This window comes from Chitinophaga sp. GbtcB8 (assembly GCF_019091455.1).
GTDB lineage: Bacteria > Bacteroidota > Bacteroidia > Chitinophagales > Chitinophagaceae > Chitinophaga.
Genome location: NZ_JAGXJN010000053.1, coordinates 22,476 through 40,824 on the forward strand (window position 1 = coordinate 22,476; position 18,349 = coordinate 40,824).

Consider the following 18,349-nt stretch of genomic DNA (forward strand, 5'->3'; position numbering starts at 1 on the left):
TTTTCGCTCTGAGCTTTCTGCTTTCTGCTTCCTGCTTTCTGCTTTCTGCTCTGTCGCATTCTGCCCCGCTAAGGTACTTTACAAAATTCATTTGCCATTTACCGCTTAGCCATTTATTTGTAATAACAGTCCGAATTAGTTAGTTTTAGCGCAAAAATCCGCCTGTTTATGCTACGATTACTGTTGCCAATTACGCTGGCTTTTTCCATATCTGTGGCGCATGCCCAAACTTCTCCTGACGATTCTGTGACCTTGCGCAAACTGGCAGATGAAGTGCTGACACACAGCACAGCCTATGCAAATTTAAGGATACTTACCAAAGAGATAGGCGGCCGCCTGGCAGGCTCCCCGCAAATGCCCAAAGCAGAGCAATGGGGCTTTAAAGCGCTGAAAGCTGCCGGTGCAGATACCGTGTATTTCCAGGAGTGTATGGTACCGCATTGGGTACGCGGCGAAAAAGAGGAAGTACGCATTATTTCCAAACGCCGCGATTTTGTACCTGCCCTGCAGGTGCTGGCCCTGGGTAATTCAGAAGGCAGCGGCGCTACCGGTGTAACGGCCCCGGTGCTGGAAGTAGGCTCTTTTGACGAGCTGGAAGCTAAAAAGAATGATGTAAAAGGAAAGGTGGTTTTTTACAACTACCACTTTAACCCTACGTTCATTAAAACCTTTCATGCCTATGGCGATGCGTTCATGTACCGCGCTACCAGCGCCAGCCGGGCTGCCAAATACGGCGCGCTGGCAGTAATAGTAAGGTCTATGTCGCACGGGGCTAATAACTTCCCGCACACCGGTGCTATGCGTTATAATGATTCCTTTCCCAAGATCCCTGCCGTGGCCATTGGCCTGGAAGATGCCGACCGCTTAAGCGACCGCATAAAGGATGATAAGGACATGAAAATATACCTGCACACCAGCGCTAAATTTTTGCCGGATACCATTGGCCATAACGTAATTGCAGAGATCCGCGGTACAGAGCACCCGGAAGAGATCATTACCATTGGCGGCCACCTGGATTCATGGGATGTGAATGAAGGTGCACATGATGACGGTACCGGCTGTGTGCAATCCATAGAAATTATCCGCGCATTCAAAGCGCTGGGCATACGGCCTAAACGCACCATCCGCATTGTATTATTTGCGAATGAGGAAAATGGTACGCGTGGCGCCAATAAGTATGCGGAGGTAGCCAAGGCTACTCCTGCCGAACATCATATTTTTGCGTTGGAAAGTGATGCCGGTGGCTTTACGCCCCGTGGTTTTTCATTTACCATGCCTGCGGAAAAAAAGGCAAAGATCATAAGCTGGAAACCCCTGTTCCTGCCTTATGGCTTATATGATTTTGAAGATGAGGGCGGCGGTACGGATGTAGGCGCGTTAAATGAAGCTATAGGCACGCCAATGGGCGAGCTGGCGCCGGATTCACAGCGTTACTTTGACCTGCACCACGCTTCCAACGACGTGTTTGAAGCCGTGAATAAACGGGAAATGGAGCTGGGTGCTTTTGGCATGGCAGGGCTGGTGTATATGATCGATAAATACGGACTGTAATAAACGATGGAAGAAGTAAGAGGCCAGCCTCTTACTTCTTATCTTCATATACCTCAAATAAAAAGCTATGCGCAGATTTGTACTCCTGATCTTTGGTACCATAGTGCTCATTGTAGCGCTGTTTATTGCCTACCGCTATTACTTTGTATTTGGCCGCGGCGTAAAGGCCGGGGAGCTGAACTTTTTTGTGCAGAAGGGATATATCTTTAAAACCTATGAAGGGCGGCTCATTCAAACCGGCTACCGGTCCAAGCAGCCGGGTTCCCTGCAGTCCAATGAATTTGAATTTTCTGTGGTAGATGAAAAGGTGGCGCAAAAGCTGATGAGCAGCAGCGGTAAGCTGGTAGAGCTGCATTATAAAGAATACCTGGGCGCCATTCCCTGGCGTGGCTTCAGCCCCTTTATAGTAGATAGTATTGTTGCCATCACGAACCAGCAGAATATACAAACTATTCCGTAGCGGATCACCTATTTAGCATGCAATAGAAATATAGCAGGCCGCTTGTGCAGCTCCGGCAGCGCGGCTTTCCACTCCTTCACCGTTTTGGTGTGAATGTACTCCTCCGGCCCGGTAATATCTGCGGCAATACATAACAGCGTTTGGTCCTTACAGTTAGCCAGCAGGTCTTTTAGCAGCGGGTTATTTCTATAAGGGGTTTCAATAAAGATCTGTGTTTGGTCCTTTTTCAGGGAAAGGGCTTCCAGCTCGCGGATGGCTTTAATACGCTCCGGTGGTTTTACCGGCAGGTAACCGGTGAACTGGAAATTTTGCCCGTTCATGCCGGATGCCATTAAGGCTAATAAAATAGAATTAGGCCCTACCAGGGGTATTACCGGGGCATTGATCTTATGCGCCACCTGCACTACCAGATGCCCCGGATCGGCTATGGCCGGGCATCCTGCCTCACTCATGATACCAATGTCATTACCTTCCAGCAGTAATTTTTTTGCCAGCGCCGTATCCGGCGGATGGTTTTCATGCATCAGGTGCAGCTGCAGCGCATCAATGTTAATGTTACGGTCCAGCGCTTTCAGGAAGCGGCGGGCCGTACGCTCATTCTCCACAAAAAAGAACCGTAACGGCTGCACGGCGGCAGTAATATATGCAGGAATGGTATGCAATGCCTCCGGGCTCAATACAGTGGGTATCAGGTACACTTTGCCGGGCGTGCTCATTACAACAGGCGTTTATCTTGTAAGTGAATAGTGGCTGCTATTACGGCGTAGGAAGGCGCCAGGGCCCAGCCTAAAACCGGTATGAACATGAACAGGTAAAATACAATGCCATTGCCCAGGGCCATACCCCGGTGCGCTTTTATGAAGGTAATGCTTTGGCGCATGTTCATACGGTGGCGCTCGCAGCTATAATCCATCATGGAAAACCCAAAAAAGTAGGCTTCAATGAAAAAGCCCGCCAGTGGCGTTATCCAGCCCAGTATGGGTATAAAGGAAAGTAAGAATAACAGCAGCAGGGTAATGGTTTGGAATACCATGTTGCGGAATGATATGCGGATGCCACGCACCATATCTTTTAAAAACTCCTGCCAGCTGAAAGGGAACTCACGGTGCTGTAAAATGGCCTCTGTTTTTTCTGACAGGTAGGCAAACAGGGGCGAGCCCAGTATGAGGAAAAAATATTTGAAGTAGGCAAAGTAAAGGAGCATCAGAATAAGGCGGATGCAGAGCCCCAGGAGAATAAAAACAAAACTTACCCAGCTGCTTTCCAGATCCTGGATCCAGGTGCGCAGGGGCAGCAGGCTAAGAAGGTACTCCACAAATTCACCTGAATAGCTCCACACAAAATAAATACCGGCTATAAATAACAAACAATAAATGATACCGGGTAACAGTATCCATTTCCAAAGTTTATTGGCGGTAATGAAGTGATGGGCTTTTCCGTAACATTGTATGGCAGCTATAACTTCTCTGAATGAAAACAAGGTCCGCTTTTTTAGTATGACAGAATGAATAATGCCGTAAATAACTAAAAAATCAACGGAACGAAAATAAAAATATTTCAGCCACCGGCTTTGTGCCGCTGGTAATTAGCTTTTACTCAAAGAATATTTGCATTTCACGCGCTAATGATCGGCCACTAAATGGTATTAGCAGCAGCCGTTATTAGAACTTCGGACACAAGGTTTTATACTTGCTGTTTTCGCTGGAACGGTGAATATAAATAACAGATATTTCCATACCGCCCCTGTAGTTGGAGGCTGGTTTCAGAGAAGACACGTTCAGATCATAGGTCATACCTACGGTAAAGCCGCCGATCTCTAACCCTACATAGGGGTTAATAGCATCTTTCAGGCGGTACCAGCTACCCAGGTAAAACATAGTTGGGTTATCTTCCGGCACACCGCTCAGGTTAAAGCCGTAAGCTGCGCCAAAAGAGGTTTCAGAAGCCGTGCTTTGTTTCATGTACAATGCGCTGGCATGTATGCGGTTATAACCATTTACCGGGAAAGAACCCCCACCGTGTACGGTGTAACGGTAGCTTAAACGGTTGTTATCCTGGCTCATGAAAGTTTCAGTAGGCTGGGTAATGTGATAATAGGAAGCGCCCAGGTAAATATTGGAAGCTTCACCCACCAGGCCATTATATAATATACCTACGTTGGGATCAAAGTAAGATATTTTAGGATTGGTGAGAAACTCGTTGCTGGGCAGCCCGGGGTTGTACCCGTTGTTATCTATCTGGTTCTCAAACATCAGCTTACTCTGGTCAATACGTTTTTGCATAAACGCACCTTGTAAACCGATAGCCAGGGTATGGTTTCCTTCCGGATCCAGACCTTTATGATAAGAAGTGCTGATAGCGATATAGTTAGATACCAGTGCGCCGCCGCCGGTTTTATCATACAGGGCCATAATGCCTACGCCCCATACATCTGTATAGGAAATAACATTCTTTAAAATGCTAAAGTCAGCAGAAAGGGTTCCCGTTACATAGGGGGTGGCAATGCTTCTCCACTGTGAACGATAGTTGCCGGCTATACGATAATCGCCGGAAAACAAGCCGGTAAAAGCTGGGTTCAGGGTCATAGGCGAAGCAAAGAACTGCGAAAAATGCGGGTCCTGTGCCTTGCTGGCAGGAATCAAATAGAGAAAGATGGTTAATATTAGTAAAGCCTTTTTCATAAAGGTTAATGCATTATGGTATAGGATAGGATAAAAACAGTTCACTTTTACCAGTCTAAGGTACGAAAAGAGCTTAATATTTCAAATTTAATTCATATAATATAGAACGTTTTACTGCTGCAATTTGTTACCAAAGGCCAGATCACCGGCATCTCCAAGGCCGGGAACAATGTATCCCTTGGCGGTAAGCTCGTCGTCAATATCCCCTGCCCATATGCTGAGATTGGGGCTGGCATGGCGTTGTACGTATTCTATACCCACGGTGCAGGCAATGGCTACTACCAGGTGGATGTGTTTGGGTTTGCCAATATCCTCCAGGTGCTCAATGGTTTTTACCAGGGAAGCGCCGGTAGCCAGCATAGGATCGGAGAGGATAACCACCTGACCGTCAATGGAGGGGCTGGACACATATTCCAGGCTAATATCAAAAGAACCGTCTGTTTTATGTTTGCGGTAGGCAGATATAAAGGCGTGATCGGCTTTATCGTAATAATGCAATAATCCCTGGTGCAGCGCCAAACCGGCCCGTAAAATGGTGGCCAGCACCGGCTGCTCCTTCAATACCCGGCAGTTGGCAATGCCCAGTGGGGTCTGGATCTCTTTTTCCACGTATTCCAGTGTTTTGCTGATCTCGTAGGCAGCCACTTCGCCCAGGCGTTCCATATTACGACGAAAACGCATGCGGTCTGTTTGGATGTCCATACTTCTGATCTCGCTAAGCCATTCTCCCACCAGCGAATTGGTCTCACTCAGATTGATTATCATTACTAGCCGTTTGGGGGGCAAAATACCAAAAAACACAGGAAAGGCGAAGGGAAAAGGTTTTTTTAACAGGAAAAAGCTAATGTGGTACAGATGTAGGGAAAAGGGTAGGGTTTTATGTAGGGGGGAGGAGTTGCGCAGCAATGTCGCAGCAATTACGGGGCCTTTTTAGGAGGGAAGGGTACCAGTATCACAGCAATTGGAATAGGGAAAAATGGGCTGATCCCAAAGGAATGTAAAATGTAAAATCATAAATGTAAAATGTAAAAGTGGAACGCAGTCCCTTATTCGCTGCATACCACTTTTACATTCTTTTGGGACTTTCATGTGGGAAAACAACAATGAGAAAGGCCGGCTGTTATTCCCGGGAAGCCTGGCTGCCCGGTTGCAGGAGGGCGGCTTTTTTTACCAGCTGTAAAAATTCAGCGCGGTAACCTTCCGGATCATCGCCCCGGGCATCCTTAGCCAGGGAAAGCACCTGCTCATAGCTGGCCTGCCCTTTATGGGCGGAATTACGGAGCAGCTGCCCAAACTCAGCTACTGCAGCGCACATACGAAAATCTATAGGGGCGGCTGTAATGGCCTGTACCTGGTAGGGCAGCACTTTGCTCATTAGCTGGCTTTGACTGTCGGCAGGCCTTTTATAGCGCAGCTTCACGGTCAGCACTTCGTTCGCTGGGTTGCTAATCACTGCGCGTTGCTGGTACTTCAGCGGGTCTACCCAGTTAACGGCATCTGTTTTAGCGCCAGCGGGCACTATCTCGTACAGGGCGGTTACGGTGTGGCCGGCGCCCATATCGCCCGCATCTTTTTTATCGTTGTTAAAATCTTCGTTCTGCAGCAGGCGGTTTTCGTACCCTACTAACCGGTAGGATCGTACGTACCTGGGATTAAACTCTATCTGCAGCTTTACATCTTTGGCAATGGTGAACAGGGTGCCGCCAAATTCCGTTACAAAGGTGCGGCGGGCTTCTTCAAAATTATCTATGTAAGCGTAGTTGCCGTTGCCTTTATCGGCCAGCAGCTCCAGCTTATTATCTTTATAATTACCCATACCAAAACCCAGCACTGACAGGAAAATGCCTTTGTCGCGCTCTTTTTCTATAATGCGCTGCAGTTCGCCATCGCTGGAAGGGCCTACGTTGAAATCGCCGTCTGTGGCTATGATCACGCGGTTATTACCTTCTTTCATAAAGTTGGCGGCAGCGGTTTTATAAGCCAGCAGAATACCTTCCCCACCAGCGGTGGAGCCACCGGCCTGCAATTGATCCAGCGCATCCAGGATAGTGGTTTTTTCACTGCCGGGTGTAGCGGGCAGCACCAGGCCGGCAGCGCCGGCATATACGGCAATGGCTACTTTATCTGCAGGGCGCAGCTGCTGTACCAGTGTTTTTAATGCCTGTTTTACCAGGGGCAGCTTGTTGGCATCTTCCATAGAGCCGGAAACATCTATCAGGAACACCAGGTTAGAGGGCGGTACCTTATCGGCCGTAACGGTTCTGCCTTTCAGTCCAATGCGCACCAGCTGGTGTGCGGTGTTCCAGGGGCATATAGCCATATCCGTATAAATAGCTACAGGGTCTGCACCAGCAGGGGCTTTGTACTGGTAATCAAAATAATTGATCATTTCCTCTACCCGCACAGCATCGGCAGGCGGCATTTGCCCGTTGTTCAGGAAGCGGCGGATGTTGCTGTAGGCAGCGCGGTCCACATCAATGGAAAAGGTGCTGAGCGGCTGATCCGTGGCGGTATGAAAGTCATTTTCATTGATAGGGCTGTAATCTTCTGTATTATAATCTTTGTAAACGCCTTGTGGCATAGGGGCAGCATACGACATAGCCATATCAGCGTTTGTCTCATATTCCACCAAACTCCTTGCGGCCTTTGCCTGCACGCTTTGCGCAGCCCGTACCCGCTTCTTTTCCTCCAGCTTAAATACCCGCGCCGTGGAATCAGCCGGGGTTAATGGCTGCAGCAGGATCAGCACCTTACCTGCGTTGGGCTTTATTACTACTTCCTGGGTTTTATAACCGCTATAACGCAGCTGCAGCACTACAGAACCGGTTGGGATCTGCAGCCGGAAGCCGCCTGCAGCATCACTTTGTACGGATGATTTACCCGCTTTTACCTGGATGCTAACCCCGGCAAGCGGTTTATGGGAGCCTGCTTCCTGTACGCTGCCCCTGATCTCACGGGTTTGTGCATTGACTGTCAGGGCAGTAAAACAGGCCAGCAGCAACAGGGAAAAATATTTTTGCATAGTGATTTGTTTTGATCTGCTAAGAGGATGCATCAATGAGGTCAAATTCCATATTATCTTTGATGAAAATTTTTTCAGCATGGTATATCATGTAATTGGCATTATGTCGGGTAGTTCGCTGGACGGGCTGGATATTGCTTTTGTGGAGCTGGCCGAAGTACGCGGCAAGTGGGAGTACACCATTCAGGCGGCAGACTGCCTGGCGTATGAGCCGGAGTGGGTAGAGCAGCTCAGCGGCGCTACCGGCCTGCCTGCAGGCGAATACCTGCTGCTGCACAGCCGTTATGGCCATTACATAGGAGAAAAAATAAAACAGTTTATAACACAGCATGGGCTGGAACATAAAGTACATTTCATAGCCTCTCACGGGCATACCACCTTTCATATGCCGGCGCAGAAAATGACGGCGCAGCTGGGCGAAGGCGCTGCTATAGCTGCTGTTACCGGCCTGCCGGTGATCAGCGACCTGCGTGCCATGGATGTAGCCCTGGGCGGGCAGGGCGCGCCCATAGTGCCTGTTGGCGAACAATTGCTGCTGCCGGGTTACCAGTATTGGTTAAACCTGGGAGGTATTGCCAATGTATCCGCTAACCTGGAAAGCGGGTTTACCGCTTTTGATATTTGCCCTGCTAACCGGGTGCTGAATGCCCTGGCCGGGGAGCTGGGACGCGCCTACGACGAAAACGGTGCGCTGGCAGCCGGTGGTATTACGGATAAACATTTACTGACCGCATTAAATGAGCTGCCTTATTATACATTGCCCTGGCCCAAATCACTGGCCAATGATTTTGGTACAGATACAGTACTGCCATTAATAAAGAACACACGCATTTCCATTCAGGGTAAGCTTAACACCTACACGCAGCATATAGCCGTGCAGGTAGCCCATGCAGTGGCGCAGCTGCAAAAGCAGCAAGGGGCAGCGGAAGGAGAGCAGAAGATGCTCATCACCGGCGGCGGCGCTTTTAATGGATTTCTGGTAAAACAGATCCAGGAACAATTACAACCTTATGATGTAACAGTAGTAGTGCCGGATGCCCAGACGGTAAATTATAAAGAGGCGCTGATAATGGCGCTGATAGGCACTTTGCGCTGGCGGCAGGAGCCGAACGTGTTATCCTCCGTAACGGGTGCGCAGCGGGATAGTGTTGGGGGAGCGTTGTGGCAGTCGTAATTAATAATTATTATTTAGTCACCGTTGTAAAAGTAAAGGTATCTCCATCAAACAGGCCTTTATCACTGAGCTTTAAGTGTGGGATCACTAACAGCGCCATAAAAGAGAGCGTCATGAAAGGCGCGGCCAGCGGGCTGCCCAGGGCTTTGGCGGCTTTATCAAGCTGGCTGTACCGGGCCGCTACTTCGTAGCCATCCAGGTGGCTCATTAAGCCGGCTACCGGCAGGGGTAATACATCTATCTCCATACCATTTACCACACTAATACCACCTTTTTCACGGATCACGGCATTTACCGCGGCGCAAATGCTTTCATCATCTGCCCCAACGGCAATAATGTTATGGCTGTCGTGCGCCACGGACGATGCAATGGCGCCTTTGGTAAATCCAAAATTGCGGATAAAACCTGCGGCTGCGGGCGCGGGAAAATAGCGGTTCACCACCACCATCTTCAGCACATCCTGTGATGGATCACTGTGCAGGGCGCCGTTTTGCACGGGCAGGGTGGCGGTAAGGTTATTGGTGATCAGCTGCCCGTCCAGCGCTTCAATTACATTTACAGTTGCGCTGGTACCGGAAGCGGGTATACGAAAATCATCCACATGCTGCGGGCGGCAATCAAAGTTATTGATAATGCCTGCGTTAACGGGCTCAATCAGCGTTTGGCCGTTGGCCGCCACCTGTATGCCATTCACATAGGTAGCCTTTACTGCAAAGTCGGTGGTGTTGTTAATGATGATAAGATCTGCGGGATCACCTTCACGCAGCAGACCAACTTCCATTTTATAATGCAGCACCGGGTTTACGCAGGCGGCGCGCAGCACTTTAAACAGGTCTATACCTTTTGCCAGCGCACGTTTTACCAGCACGTTAATATGCCCTTCCACCAGGCTGTCAGGATGTTTATCATCGCTGCAGAACATCATTTTTTCCGGGTAGTTATGCAGCAGGGGGATCAGCGCCTCAAAGTTCTTGGCTGCGCTGCCTTCCCTTATCAGGATGTGCATGCCATACTGCAGCTTGTCCTGCGCTTCTTCCAGTGTAAAACATTCATGATCGGTGCTAATGCCGGCATCTATATACTGTTTGGCTGCAGCGCCGCGCAGGCCGGGGGCATGGCCATCCACCGGTTTACCGGCTTTATGGGCAGCGGCTATTTTTTCCATTACATCCGGCTGCTGCTGCAGCACACCGGGAAAGTTCATCATTTCAGAAAGGTAGCGGATCTCCGGGTGTGCCAGCAGCGTTTTTACGTCCTGTACGCTTACCACTGCGCCGGCTGTTTCAAACGGGGTGGCCGGCACACAGGAGGGAGCGCCGAAATTGCATTTGAACGGGGTATGCTGGCAGTTGGCGATCATGTAGTTTACGCCAGCCACGCCTAATACATTGGCTATTTCATGCGGGTCGGAAATGGTACCTACGGTGCCGTGCACCACTGCCAGGCGGGCAAATTCCGCCGGGGTAAGCATAGCGCTTTCTATGTGCACATGCGCATCAATAAAGCCGGGCAGCAGGTATTGATCGTAAGGCTTGCTATCGCGCACAATTTGCCGGATACGCCCATGTGAAATGTGTACGGTAGCAGGGTATATTTCCTGGTTTAGGATATCTATCAGGTTGCCTGAAAGCTGGAAAGTACTCATATGTTAAAGATATAATTACCCGGCGGGAATTGGCATAATTCGTGTAATTTGTGTACCACTAAAACGAATAATATGAGAGTAAATAAAATGTTAACCCTCCTGTTCCTGGCCGTTATAGCAGTATGTAGCGGGCTGCGGGCGCAAACGGTAGATGAGATCGTGAGCAAGCACATTGACGCCATGGGCGGCAAGGATAAACTGAAAGGCCTGCAAAGCATGTATACAGAGGGTATTATGGAAGTACGCGGTATGGAAATACCCCTGAAACTGTGGCTGGTAAATGATAAGGCCATGCGTATGGAATTTGAGGTAATGGGCTCCAACAACATACAGGTGGTAACCCGCAACGGCGGCTGGCTGCAAATGCCTATGCAGGGACCGGATCCTAAAGTAATGGATTCCAGCATGGTGCATGCTATGCAATCCCGCCTGGACCTGGCCGGCGAGCTGTATGATTATAAAGCCAAAGGCCGTACCGTAACGCTGGAAGGCAAGGAAACCAAAGACGGAATGGAAACTTACAAATTAAAAGTAACCAACCGTGACGGCAGCGTGATCATCTTATATGTAGATACCAATACGTATTACATTGACCAGATGCAAACGCATATTAAAGCACAGGGACAGGAAATGGATATTACCACTGTATTATCCGATTATAAGAAAACAGATAATGGTTTCGTGTACCCGGCATCTACCTCACAGGAGCCTATTGGCACCAAGATCAGTGTAAGCAAGGTAGAGGTGAACAAGCCGGTAGATGATACCATTTTTGCTATGCCGAAAAAATGATGTGCTGATCTTTGTTTTCTGCAGTATTCCGCGGCATATACCAGCACATTAGCATATTAGCACATCAATACATTAACTATATAACTCCTTCATGGCGGCTGTTTCGGCCGCCATTTTTTGTACCAGCTGCTCTGGTTCCAGCACTTTTACATTAGCGCCATAACCTAACAGCAGCATGTGCAGCTCCGGGTTAATTACTACGTTCAGGGATATACGGCATTCCTTTTCATTATCTTCCAGCACCTGCTGGGAAGTATGAATGGGTTGTGATTTAATGTATTTTCCCTGGTGCGGGGTAAAGGACAACACTACATTTTGCGGTTCCCCTTCCAGCACTGTAATGCCAATGGCGTGGCGGTAGTAGCTGGCATCATCAAAATTCTTTTCATCAAAATTAGTATTGGTAGGCCACAACTTTACAATGCGGTCCAGCGCAAATGTAAGCAGGGTGCCGCCTTTGGCTTTCTGGCTTTTGCCGATCAGGTAAAAGCGGTGTTGGTATTCCCGCAAATGATACGGCTCTACCCAATGCTCTTTGGGCTCATTACGGTCAAAGCTCTGGTAGGCAATACGGATCACTTCCAGGTTCTTGATGGCATCCACAATATCGGGGATATGCTCTGCGCCTTTGTATTGCGCGGTGCGCGAAAATTTGATCATGCCTTTATGTTCCAGCGTTTGCCGGTTCATTTTCAGGCTGGCTGCTATTTTCAGGATAGCGTCCTCAAACTGCTGTATTACGGGCAGGCTGCGGAACTGTTCCAGGATGCCGATGGCTATTTCCAGCCCCTGCAGGTCGGCCTCTTCAATGGGTATATTGCTGATGGAGTAAGATTCATCTTCATAACGGTAAGTGCCGCTGCTGCGCTCATATAAGATGGGGGCCATATAGTTCAGCTCCGGGTCCTGGCGCATGTCCTGTATATCCTTTTGTATGGTGCGTGTAGAGATAGATGCATCCATTTTTTCAGACACATAGGCAATCAGCACATCCAGGGTAGGCTTGGGCAGGCGCTTGTTGCGCAGCCGTTCATCTATCCAGCGGTAACGGGAAAGGGCATCCTTATTCTTTGGCATGAAGAGGGTTTTGGTGCGCAAAATAGTGCAAATATGCAAATGTGCAGATATGCAGATATGCAGATATGCAGATGTGCAAATTAAGACCCGCTTCAATCCGCCTGCACATCTGCATATTTGCACATCCGCACATTTTTATTGTTTTTTTTCGCTACGCAAATTCCCTGCGTTTTGCGCGGATAGCTTTGTATTGTCATTAAACATCAGGGTTATGAACAAAGTAAAAAATACAAGCACCGCCGCCAAATGCCAGGCAATCTCCATCAGCCAGATCATACTGGATGAGTCTAATTTTTTAACCTTCTGGGGTTATATACAGCAGGAAGGTACCTGGCACCGTTGCGATTTTGTAACTAATTACGATGTGCTGAATGATATACTGCGCTATTCCGGCCACCAGAACGATGGCATACAAATGAGCATTGTGCAGCACCTGGAAGATATGCGCCACATCCCGGAGATCATTGACCTGGAGGCTACCCATGGGGAAGCCGTGGTGCTGGAAAATATGAGCTTTCAGCTTAGCCGCCCCCGCCTGCAGCAGCGTGGTAACTGGATAGAATATACGGATGGCGAATGTTACTACATCAGCAAAGTAACCCCGCAACCCGCACCGGTAAAGGAGAAAGAAACCGTACGTACTGAACAGCAGATAGACCAGTGCATGCTGCTGCTGAGCAAAAGTTATGAGCTGTACCTGGGTTACCTGGAGCTGGAATTTGACGAAACAGCGGCCCGCCAGGAAGCCAATTTACTGGATGACCTCAAATACACCATGGCGTATTGCGCCTGGAAACAACACGGCAATTGAACACTACATATTCATCCCTGTTAACCCTATACCATTGAAACTGTTAGCCCCAAATGCCCTGACCCTCAGTTGTTTGTTAACACCTTTCCCTACCCCGCAACGGGTAGGGAAAATTTTTTTCCAAAAACCATCCTAAAGTCTATAAAAATTGTAGGAAATTGTTACATTTGGAGTCATAAAAGAGATGTAATATGAGTTTAAGACTAGGAGACATAGCGCCTAATTTCAAGGCGAAGACCACACAAGGCAACATCGATTTTTACGAATACCTGGGCGATAGCTGGGGCGTATTATTTTCTCACCCTGCAGATTATACCCCGGTATGTACCACAGAACTGGGCAGAACGGCCCTTTTGAAGGATGAATTTGCCAAACGCAATGTGAAAGTGCTGGCCCTTAGCGTAGACCCGCTGGACAAACACCAGGGCTGGATCAACGATATTAACGAAACGCAGAATTGCGAAGTGACCTTCCCGATCATTGCGGATGAAGACAAAACGGTGGCTAACCTGTATGGTATGATACACCCGAATGCTTCTGAAACATTTACCGTGCGTTCCCTGTTTGTAATAGGTCCGGATAAGAAAGTGAAATTAACCATCACTTACCCGGCCTCTACCGGCAGAAACTTCTTTGAAGTGTTGCGGGTAATAGATTCCCTGCAGCTAACAGCACAGTACAGCGTGGCCACACCGGCCAACTGGCAGGAAGGGGAAGATGTGATTGTGGTGCCGGCTATAAAAACAGAAGACATTCCGGCTAAGTTCCCGAAAGGGCACAAAGTGATTAAGCCTTACCTGAGAACGACCCCGCAGCCGAACAAATAGGCAATCGGGCGTGTTTTAACTGGTAACAGTAAAAAGCAACGAATAGGGCCGCAAGGCTTTTATTGATAAGAATTTTTAATGGTTGGTTTTTGATTTTTACGAAACGGGGATTTTTCCCCGTTTTTTCGTTTTACCAACCAGGTAGATGATTTAACCGGGGCGGTTGTACAGCGTTCAGGCTTTGGCCTTAGCGTTTAGGTTTTAGCCTTTGGCACCCAATCTTCAACTTTTAGCCTTCAGCTCCGCCTTTAGCGGTTAGCCTTTAGTGTCCGGCCTTCAGCATTCCGTTAGGCCTCCAACCGTTCAGCTTCGCCTTAAGCGTTTAGCGTTCAGCATTAGCCTTCAGCATCCGGCCTTCACCTTTATGCTTTCAGCTTTCTGCTTTAAGCTTCCTTAGGCCTGTTGCTTCTTATGCTTTCTCAATTGGCTTAACACTGCCTGCAGATCTTTTGGCAAGGGGGCTTCCAGCTGGTGGGCCACGCCCTGCTGATCTTTAAAATGCAGCTGCCAGGCATGCAGCGCCAGGCGGGTCATGAGGGGGCGCTCTTCTTCCGTGAACTTACCTAAACGGTATTTCTTCTTAATAGTGGATAATAAAATGGGGGCGGGATCACCGTAAAGCTCATCCACAGCTATGGGATGGCCCAGGTGTTTCATATGCACGCGGATCTGGTGGGGACGGCCGGTATGGATCTCCAGCTTCACCAGGCTGTAAAGCCCAAAGGCTTCCTGCATCTCATAATCTGTAAGGGAGGCCTTGCCCCGGCGGTTGGTAACCATTTTGCCTTTTTGCACCGGGTGCTCCATAATGGGCTCATCTACGCTGCCCTGCGGCGGTTCCAGCTGGCCGGTAACCAGGCCCAGGTAAAACTTGCGTACCTCGCGGGATTCAAATAACTGGGAAAAATAGCGGTGCGCGGCCTCATTACGGGCAAACAGGATCAGGCCACTGGTATCCCTATCCAGCCGGTGTACGGTAAAAATATTGCCGTAGGTCTTTTTCAGCAGGGTTTGCAGGGAAGGTATTTCCTGGTCATGCCGGTCCGGGATGGTAAGCATTCCCGCCGGTTTGTTGAGTACCATAAAATCGTCCGTAATATGTATGAGGAGTTCGTTAACGCGCATAATATTCTAAAAGTGGTTAGCGGTTAGCACAAAATTACTAACCGCCAACACTAACAACTTTATTTAAAATGTTTCAGCAGTATCACTTCTTTTTCCGTTAAAAGGCGCCACCTGCCGCGGTTTACGTTCTTTTTGGTTAAACCGGCGTACATCACACGATCCAGCTTCTCCACCTGGTATTCCAGGTGCTCGAAAATACGGCGCACAATACGGTTCTTACCGCTGTGAATTTCTATACCTACCTGTGTTCTGTCCTTGCTGTCCACATATCCCAGGGCATCTACCAGGGCCACACCATCTTCCAGCGTAACGCCGGCAATGATCTGGTCAAAGTGAGCTTTGGTTAAGGGTTTATCTAAACCTACCTGGTATATTTTTTTAATGTTGTGCTTGGGATGCGCCAGCTTCTGGGCCAGCTCACCATCGTTGGTAAGCAGCAGCAGGCCGGAGGTATTGCGGTCCAGGCGGCCCACGGGGAATACCCGTTCTGAAGTGGCGTCCTGTATCAGCTCCATCACGGTCTGGCGTCCTTCCGGATCATCGGTAGTGGTAATAAATCCTTTGGGTTTATTCAGCAGGATGTACACCAGGTTCTTTTGCAGGCTTACAGGTTTGTTGGCAATCTTTACCCGGTCTTTGTCCGTTACCTTAAAGGCTGGTTCCAATACCGGTTTATCATTCACTGTTACCTTACCTTCTTTAATCACATCCACGGCTTTACGGCGGGAGCACAGGCCGGTGTGGGCAATGTACTTGTTTAGCGGCATGCCTTCGCTGCTACCGGGAGCTTCCTCAGTTTTGCGGCCTTTGCTGCCAATATTTTTGTTATCGGGTTTACGTTTTGTGGGATCGGATTTGCGGGCCTGTTTCTCAGCAAAACGTTCGTTGGTACGGTCAAAGAATTTTTTACGGTTAAAACCGCTGGGTGTTTCCCGGCTTGGGCGGTTGCCTTTACGGTCGCTGCCCGGCTGAAAATCGCCATGGAAGCTGCTGTTGTCATCATCCCGTTTGGGTGCGGTGTGTGCGCGGCCGGCCGGGCGTTTATCCCCGCGGTCATCATCACTGCGCCGGGCCCTGGGCTGAAAGCCTTTTTTATCGTCATCTTTAGGCGTGGTGCGTACGCGGCCGGGCGGGCGTTTATTCCCGCGGTCATCATCACTGCGCTGAAAGCCCTTGTTATCGTCCTCTTTAGGCTTGATGCGTACACGTATAGGTGACCGTTTATTTTCACCACTGTCTTTCCTGTCCTCGCCACTGCGCTGGAATTTAGGCCGGAAGGCTTTGTTCTCCTCCTCACGTGCAGGTGCAGGGCGGGTAGGGCGGTCGGTGCCGCCGCGTTTGAAGTCTTTACCGGCGGGCCTTTCACGATCCCCGGACTGCGTACGGTTCTTATCACCGGTACGGTTACTGCTTTTGTTCTCTTTAAAGGGAGAGAAACCTTTTGTTGCAGCAGGTTTGTTTTTTCTCATACTATCTGTTGGCGGAAGCTCATGATTTCCACGATCCTCCTGTTGTTAAACGCTTTTATTATTAACCCTTGTTGGCCAGCTGTCCGCAGGCGGCATCAATATCTTTACCCCGGCTGCGGCGCAGGCGTGCATTTACGCGGTTTTTGCCCAGGTACTGCATGAACTTTTCCACTGCTTCCTCGTCCGGTTTCTGGAACCGGGCCTTATCAATCGGGTTGTATTCGATAATATTGATCAGGTCTGCCGGTACCTGCCGGTAGATCTTGATCAGCTCATCGGCATCCTTCTGGGAATCGTTAAAGTCGCGGAACAGAATGTATTCAAAAGAGATCTGGCTCTGGGTAGCTTTATAGAAATAGTTCAGCGCCTCTATTAATCCCTGCAGGTTGTTGGTTTCGTTAATGGGCATGATCTCGCTGCGTTTTTTATCATTGGCAGCGTGCAGGGAAAGGGCCAGGTTAAAACGTACCTGGTCATCGCCCAGCTGTTTGATCATTTTTGCCACACCGGCAGTAGATACGGTAATACGTTTGGGCGACATGGCCAGGCCATCTGCCGCGGTAATACGCTCTATTGACTGCAGTACATTCTTATAATTGAGCAGGGGTTCGCCCATGCCCATGTATACAATATTCGTGAGTTTTTTGCCGGATGATTCCAGGGCCTGCTGGTTCAGCAGGGCCACCTCATCATAGATCTCATCAAAATCCAGGTTGCGTTTGCGGTCCATAAAACCAGTGGCGCAGAACTTGCAGCTCAGGCTGCAGCCCACCTGCGAGGATACGCAGGCTGTTTGCCGGTTTTCGGTAGGGATCAGTACGCCCTCTATCAAATGACCGTCGTGCAGGCGGAAGCGGTTTTTAATGGTGCCATCCTCACTGTGCTGGGTGGTATCTATCTTTAAAGCCGGAAGGGTAAAATGCTCTTCCAGGGAGCTGCGCAGCGTTTTGGAGAGGTTGGTCATGGCTTCAAAGCTGCCTGCATGCTTTAACCACAGCCACTCATACACCTGTTTGGCGCGGAAGGGCTTTTCTCCAATTGTGTTAAAGTATTCCTGTATAGCAGGTAAGCTGAGGTGCCGGATGTTTTTCTTATCAGATTTCATATTCTTGAGTTAATGTCTGCCTTACGGCAGTCGGAAAGAAGCTGCAAAGGTAGGGAAAATAGTTGGTCTACGGACGAGGGGCCACGGACCAGGGTTTTAGTGCGTGGCGGCTTAGCCCATGGATGGCGGACGCAGTCCGCCAGATTTCATATATTCACACCTCAATTTTGAAAAACATGCAAGCTGCTTATATAATAGATGCGGTACGCACGCCCATTGGCCGTTATGGCGGGGCGCTGAAGACCGTACGGCCGGATGATATGCTGGCGCTCATGATCCGTTCCCTCCTGGTCCGCAATCCCGGTATAGATCCCGCAGCCATTGAAGATGTAATTGCCGGAGATGCTAACCAGGCCGGTGAAGATAACCGCAATGTGGCCCGTGTGGCTGCTTTGCTGGCAGGATTGCCGGTAACGGTGGCCGGTTATACCGTAAACCGCCTGTGTGCCAGCGGGTTGCAGGCTTTTATGGATGCTGCCCGTGCGGTGATGTGCGGGGAGGGCGATGTATACCTGGCCGGTGGCGTGGAAAGCATGACCCGCGCACCTTTGGAAATGCCCAAGGCCGGCGGGCCCTGTGCCCGAGGCGCCGAAGCAAATGACAGCACTAT

At 49.4% G+C, this 18,349-nt stretch carries 17 protein-coding genes; 7 read left to right on the top strand and 10 right to left on the bottom strand.

The window, feature by feature from the left end; translation table 11 throughout:
* The first annotated feature begins 168 nt into the window (after positions 1-168).
* Entirely contained in the window at positions 169-1,551 is a 1,383-nt protein-coding gene (locus tag KVT36_RS29375; RefSeq protein ID WP_217607002.1) for a M20/M25/M40 family metallo-hydrolase, read from the top strand.
* A 67-nt stretch (positions 1,552-1,618) separates the two neighbouring features.
* The gene (locus KVT36_RS29380) at positions 1,619-2,011 is read left to right on the top strand and encodes a hypothetical protein (protein WP_089920439.1); all 393 of its coding nucleotides are present in this window, start codon (positions 1,619-1,621) and stop codon (positions 2,009-2,011) included.
* An 8-nt stretch (positions 2,012-2,019) separates the two neighbouring features.
* Here KVT36_RS29380 and KVT36_RS29385 read toward each other — a convergent pair whose 3' ends face one another.
* The 5 genes from KVT36_RS29385 to KVT36_RS29405 form a co-directional block, all read right to left on the bottom strand.
* A complete protein-coding gene (locus KVT36_RS29385) occupies positions 2,020-2,727 on the bottom strand; it encodes an SAM-dependent methyltransferase (protein ID WP_217607003.1) in 708 nt (235 codons plus the stop codon).
* Complete coding sequence (locus tag KVT36_RS29390) at positions 2,727-3,491, bottom strand: EI24 domain-containing protein (RefSeq protein WP_217607004.1); 765 nt, start codon at positions 3,489-3,491, stop codon at positions 2,727-2,729. The genes KVT36_RS29385 and KVT36_RS29390 overlap by 1 nt, the downstream gene beginning before the upstream one ends.
* Positions 3,492-3,672: 181 nt before the next feature.
* Positions 3,673-4,692, bottom strand: coding sequence for a PorP/SprF family type IX secretion system membrane protein (locus KVT36_RS29395; protein ID WP_217607005.1), 1,020 nt, complete (start codon positions 4,690-4,692; stop codon positions 3,673-3,675).
* 111 nt (positions 4,693-4,803) lie between these two features.
* The gene (gene upp, locus KVT36_RS29400) at positions 4,804-5,457 is read right to left on the bottom strand and encodes a uracil phosphoribosyltransferase (RefSeq protein WP_217607006.1); all 654 of its coding nucleotides are present in this window, start codon (positions 5,455-5,457) and stop codon (positions 4,804-4,806) included.
* A 355-nt stretch (positions 5,458-5,812) separates the two neighbouring features.
* Complete coding sequence (locus KVT36_RS29405; RefSeq protein ID WP_217607007.1) at positions 5,813-7,714, bottom strand: von Willebrand factor type A domain-containing protein; 1,902 nt, start codon at positions 7,712-7,714, stop codon at positions 5,813-5,815.
* Positions 7,715-7,793: 79 nt separating this feature from the next.
* Here KVT36_RS29405 and KVT36_RS29410 point away from each other — a divergent pair, with 79 nt between their 5' ends.
* Entirely contained in the window at positions 7,794-8,888 is a 1,095-nt protein-coding gene (locus KVT36_RS29410) for an anhydro-N-acetylmuramic acid kinase (RefSeq protein WP_217607008.1), read from the top strand.
* A 10-nt stretch (positions 8,889-8,898) separates the two neighbouring features.
* Here the strand turns inward: KVT36_RS29410 and ade are convergent, their stop codons facing one another.
* A complete protein-coding gene (ade, locus tag KVT36_RS29415; RefSeq protein ID WP_217607009.1) occupies positions 8,899-10,533 on the bottom strand; it encodes an adenine deaminase in 1,635 nt (544 codons plus the stop codon).
* Positions 10,534-10,605: 72 nt separating this feature from the next.
* On the opposite strand from ade, the gene KVT36_RS29420 reads away from it, so the two are divergent.
* Positions 10,606-11,325, top strand: coding sequence for a hypothetical protein (locus KVT36_RS29420; protein WP_217607010.1), 720 nt, complete (start codon positions 10,606-10,608; stop codon positions 11,323-11,325).
* A gap of 72 nt (positions 11,326-11,397) precedes the next feature.
* Here the strand turns inward: KVT36_RS29420 and KVT36_RS29425 are convergent, their stop codons facing one another.
* Positions 11,398-12,402 (bottom strand): YafY family protein, encoded by a 1,005-nt coding sequence (locus tag KVT36_RS29425; protein ID WP_217607011.1) that lies wholly within the window; start codon positions 12,400-12,402, stop codon positions 11,398-11,400.
* 211 nt (positions 12,403-12,613) lie between these two features.
* On the opposite strand from KVT36_RS29425, the gene KVT36_RS29430 reads away from it, so the two are divergent.
* Both KVT36_RS29430 and KVT36_RS29435 read left to right on the top strand, forming a co-directional pair.
* Positions 12,614-13,213 carry a hypothetical protein gene (locus KVT36_RS29430; RefSeq protein WP_217607012.1) on the top strand — a complete coding sequence of 200 codons (600 nt, stop codon included), beginning with the start codon at positions 12,614-12,616 and terminating at the stop codon, positions 13,211-13,213.
* 191 nt (positions 13,214-13,404) lie between these two features.
* Positions 13,405-14,040 carry a peroxiredoxin gene (locus KVT36_RS29435; protein WP_217607013.1) on the top strand — a complete coding sequence of 212 codons (636 nt, stop codon included), beginning with the start codon at positions 13,405-13,407 and terminating at the stop codon, positions 14,038-14,040.
* Positions 14,041-14,433: 393 nt separating this feature from the next.
* Here the strand turns inward: KVT36_RS29435 and KVT36_RS29440 are convergent, their stop codons facing one another.
* The 3 genes from KVT36_RS29440 to rlmN form a co-directional block, all read right to left on the bottom strand.
* Positions 14,434-15,165, bottom strand: coding sequence for an RluA family pseudouridine synthase (locus KVT36_RS29440; protein ID WP_217607014.1), 732 nt, complete (start codon positions 15,163-15,165; stop codon positions 14,434-14,436).
* Positions 15,166-15,224: 59 nt separating this feature from the next.
* Positions 15,225-16,634: a pseudouridine synthase gene (locus tag KVT36_RS32880; protein ID WP_254640249.1), complete on the bottom strand. Its 1,410-nt coding sequence runs from the start codon at positions 16,632-16,634 to the stop codon at positions 15,225-15,227.
* Positions 16,635-16,695: 61 nt separating this feature from the next.
* The gene (rlmN, locus tag KVT36_RS29450; RefSeq protein WP_217607015.1) at positions 16,696-17,739 is read right to left on the bottom strand and encodes a 23S rRNA (adenine(2503)-C(2))-methyltransferase RlmN; all 1,044 of its coding nucleotides are present in this window, start codon (positions 17,737-17,739) and stop codon (positions 16,696-16,698) included.
* A gap of 176 nt (positions 17,740-17,915) precedes the next feature.
* Here rlmN and KVT36_RS29455 point away from each other — a divergent pair.
* A partial coding sequence (locus tag KVT36_RS29455) for a beta-ketoacyl synthase N-terminal-like domain-containing protein (protein WP_305858845.1) occupies positions 17,916-18,349 on the top strand: 434 nt, incomplete at its 3' end.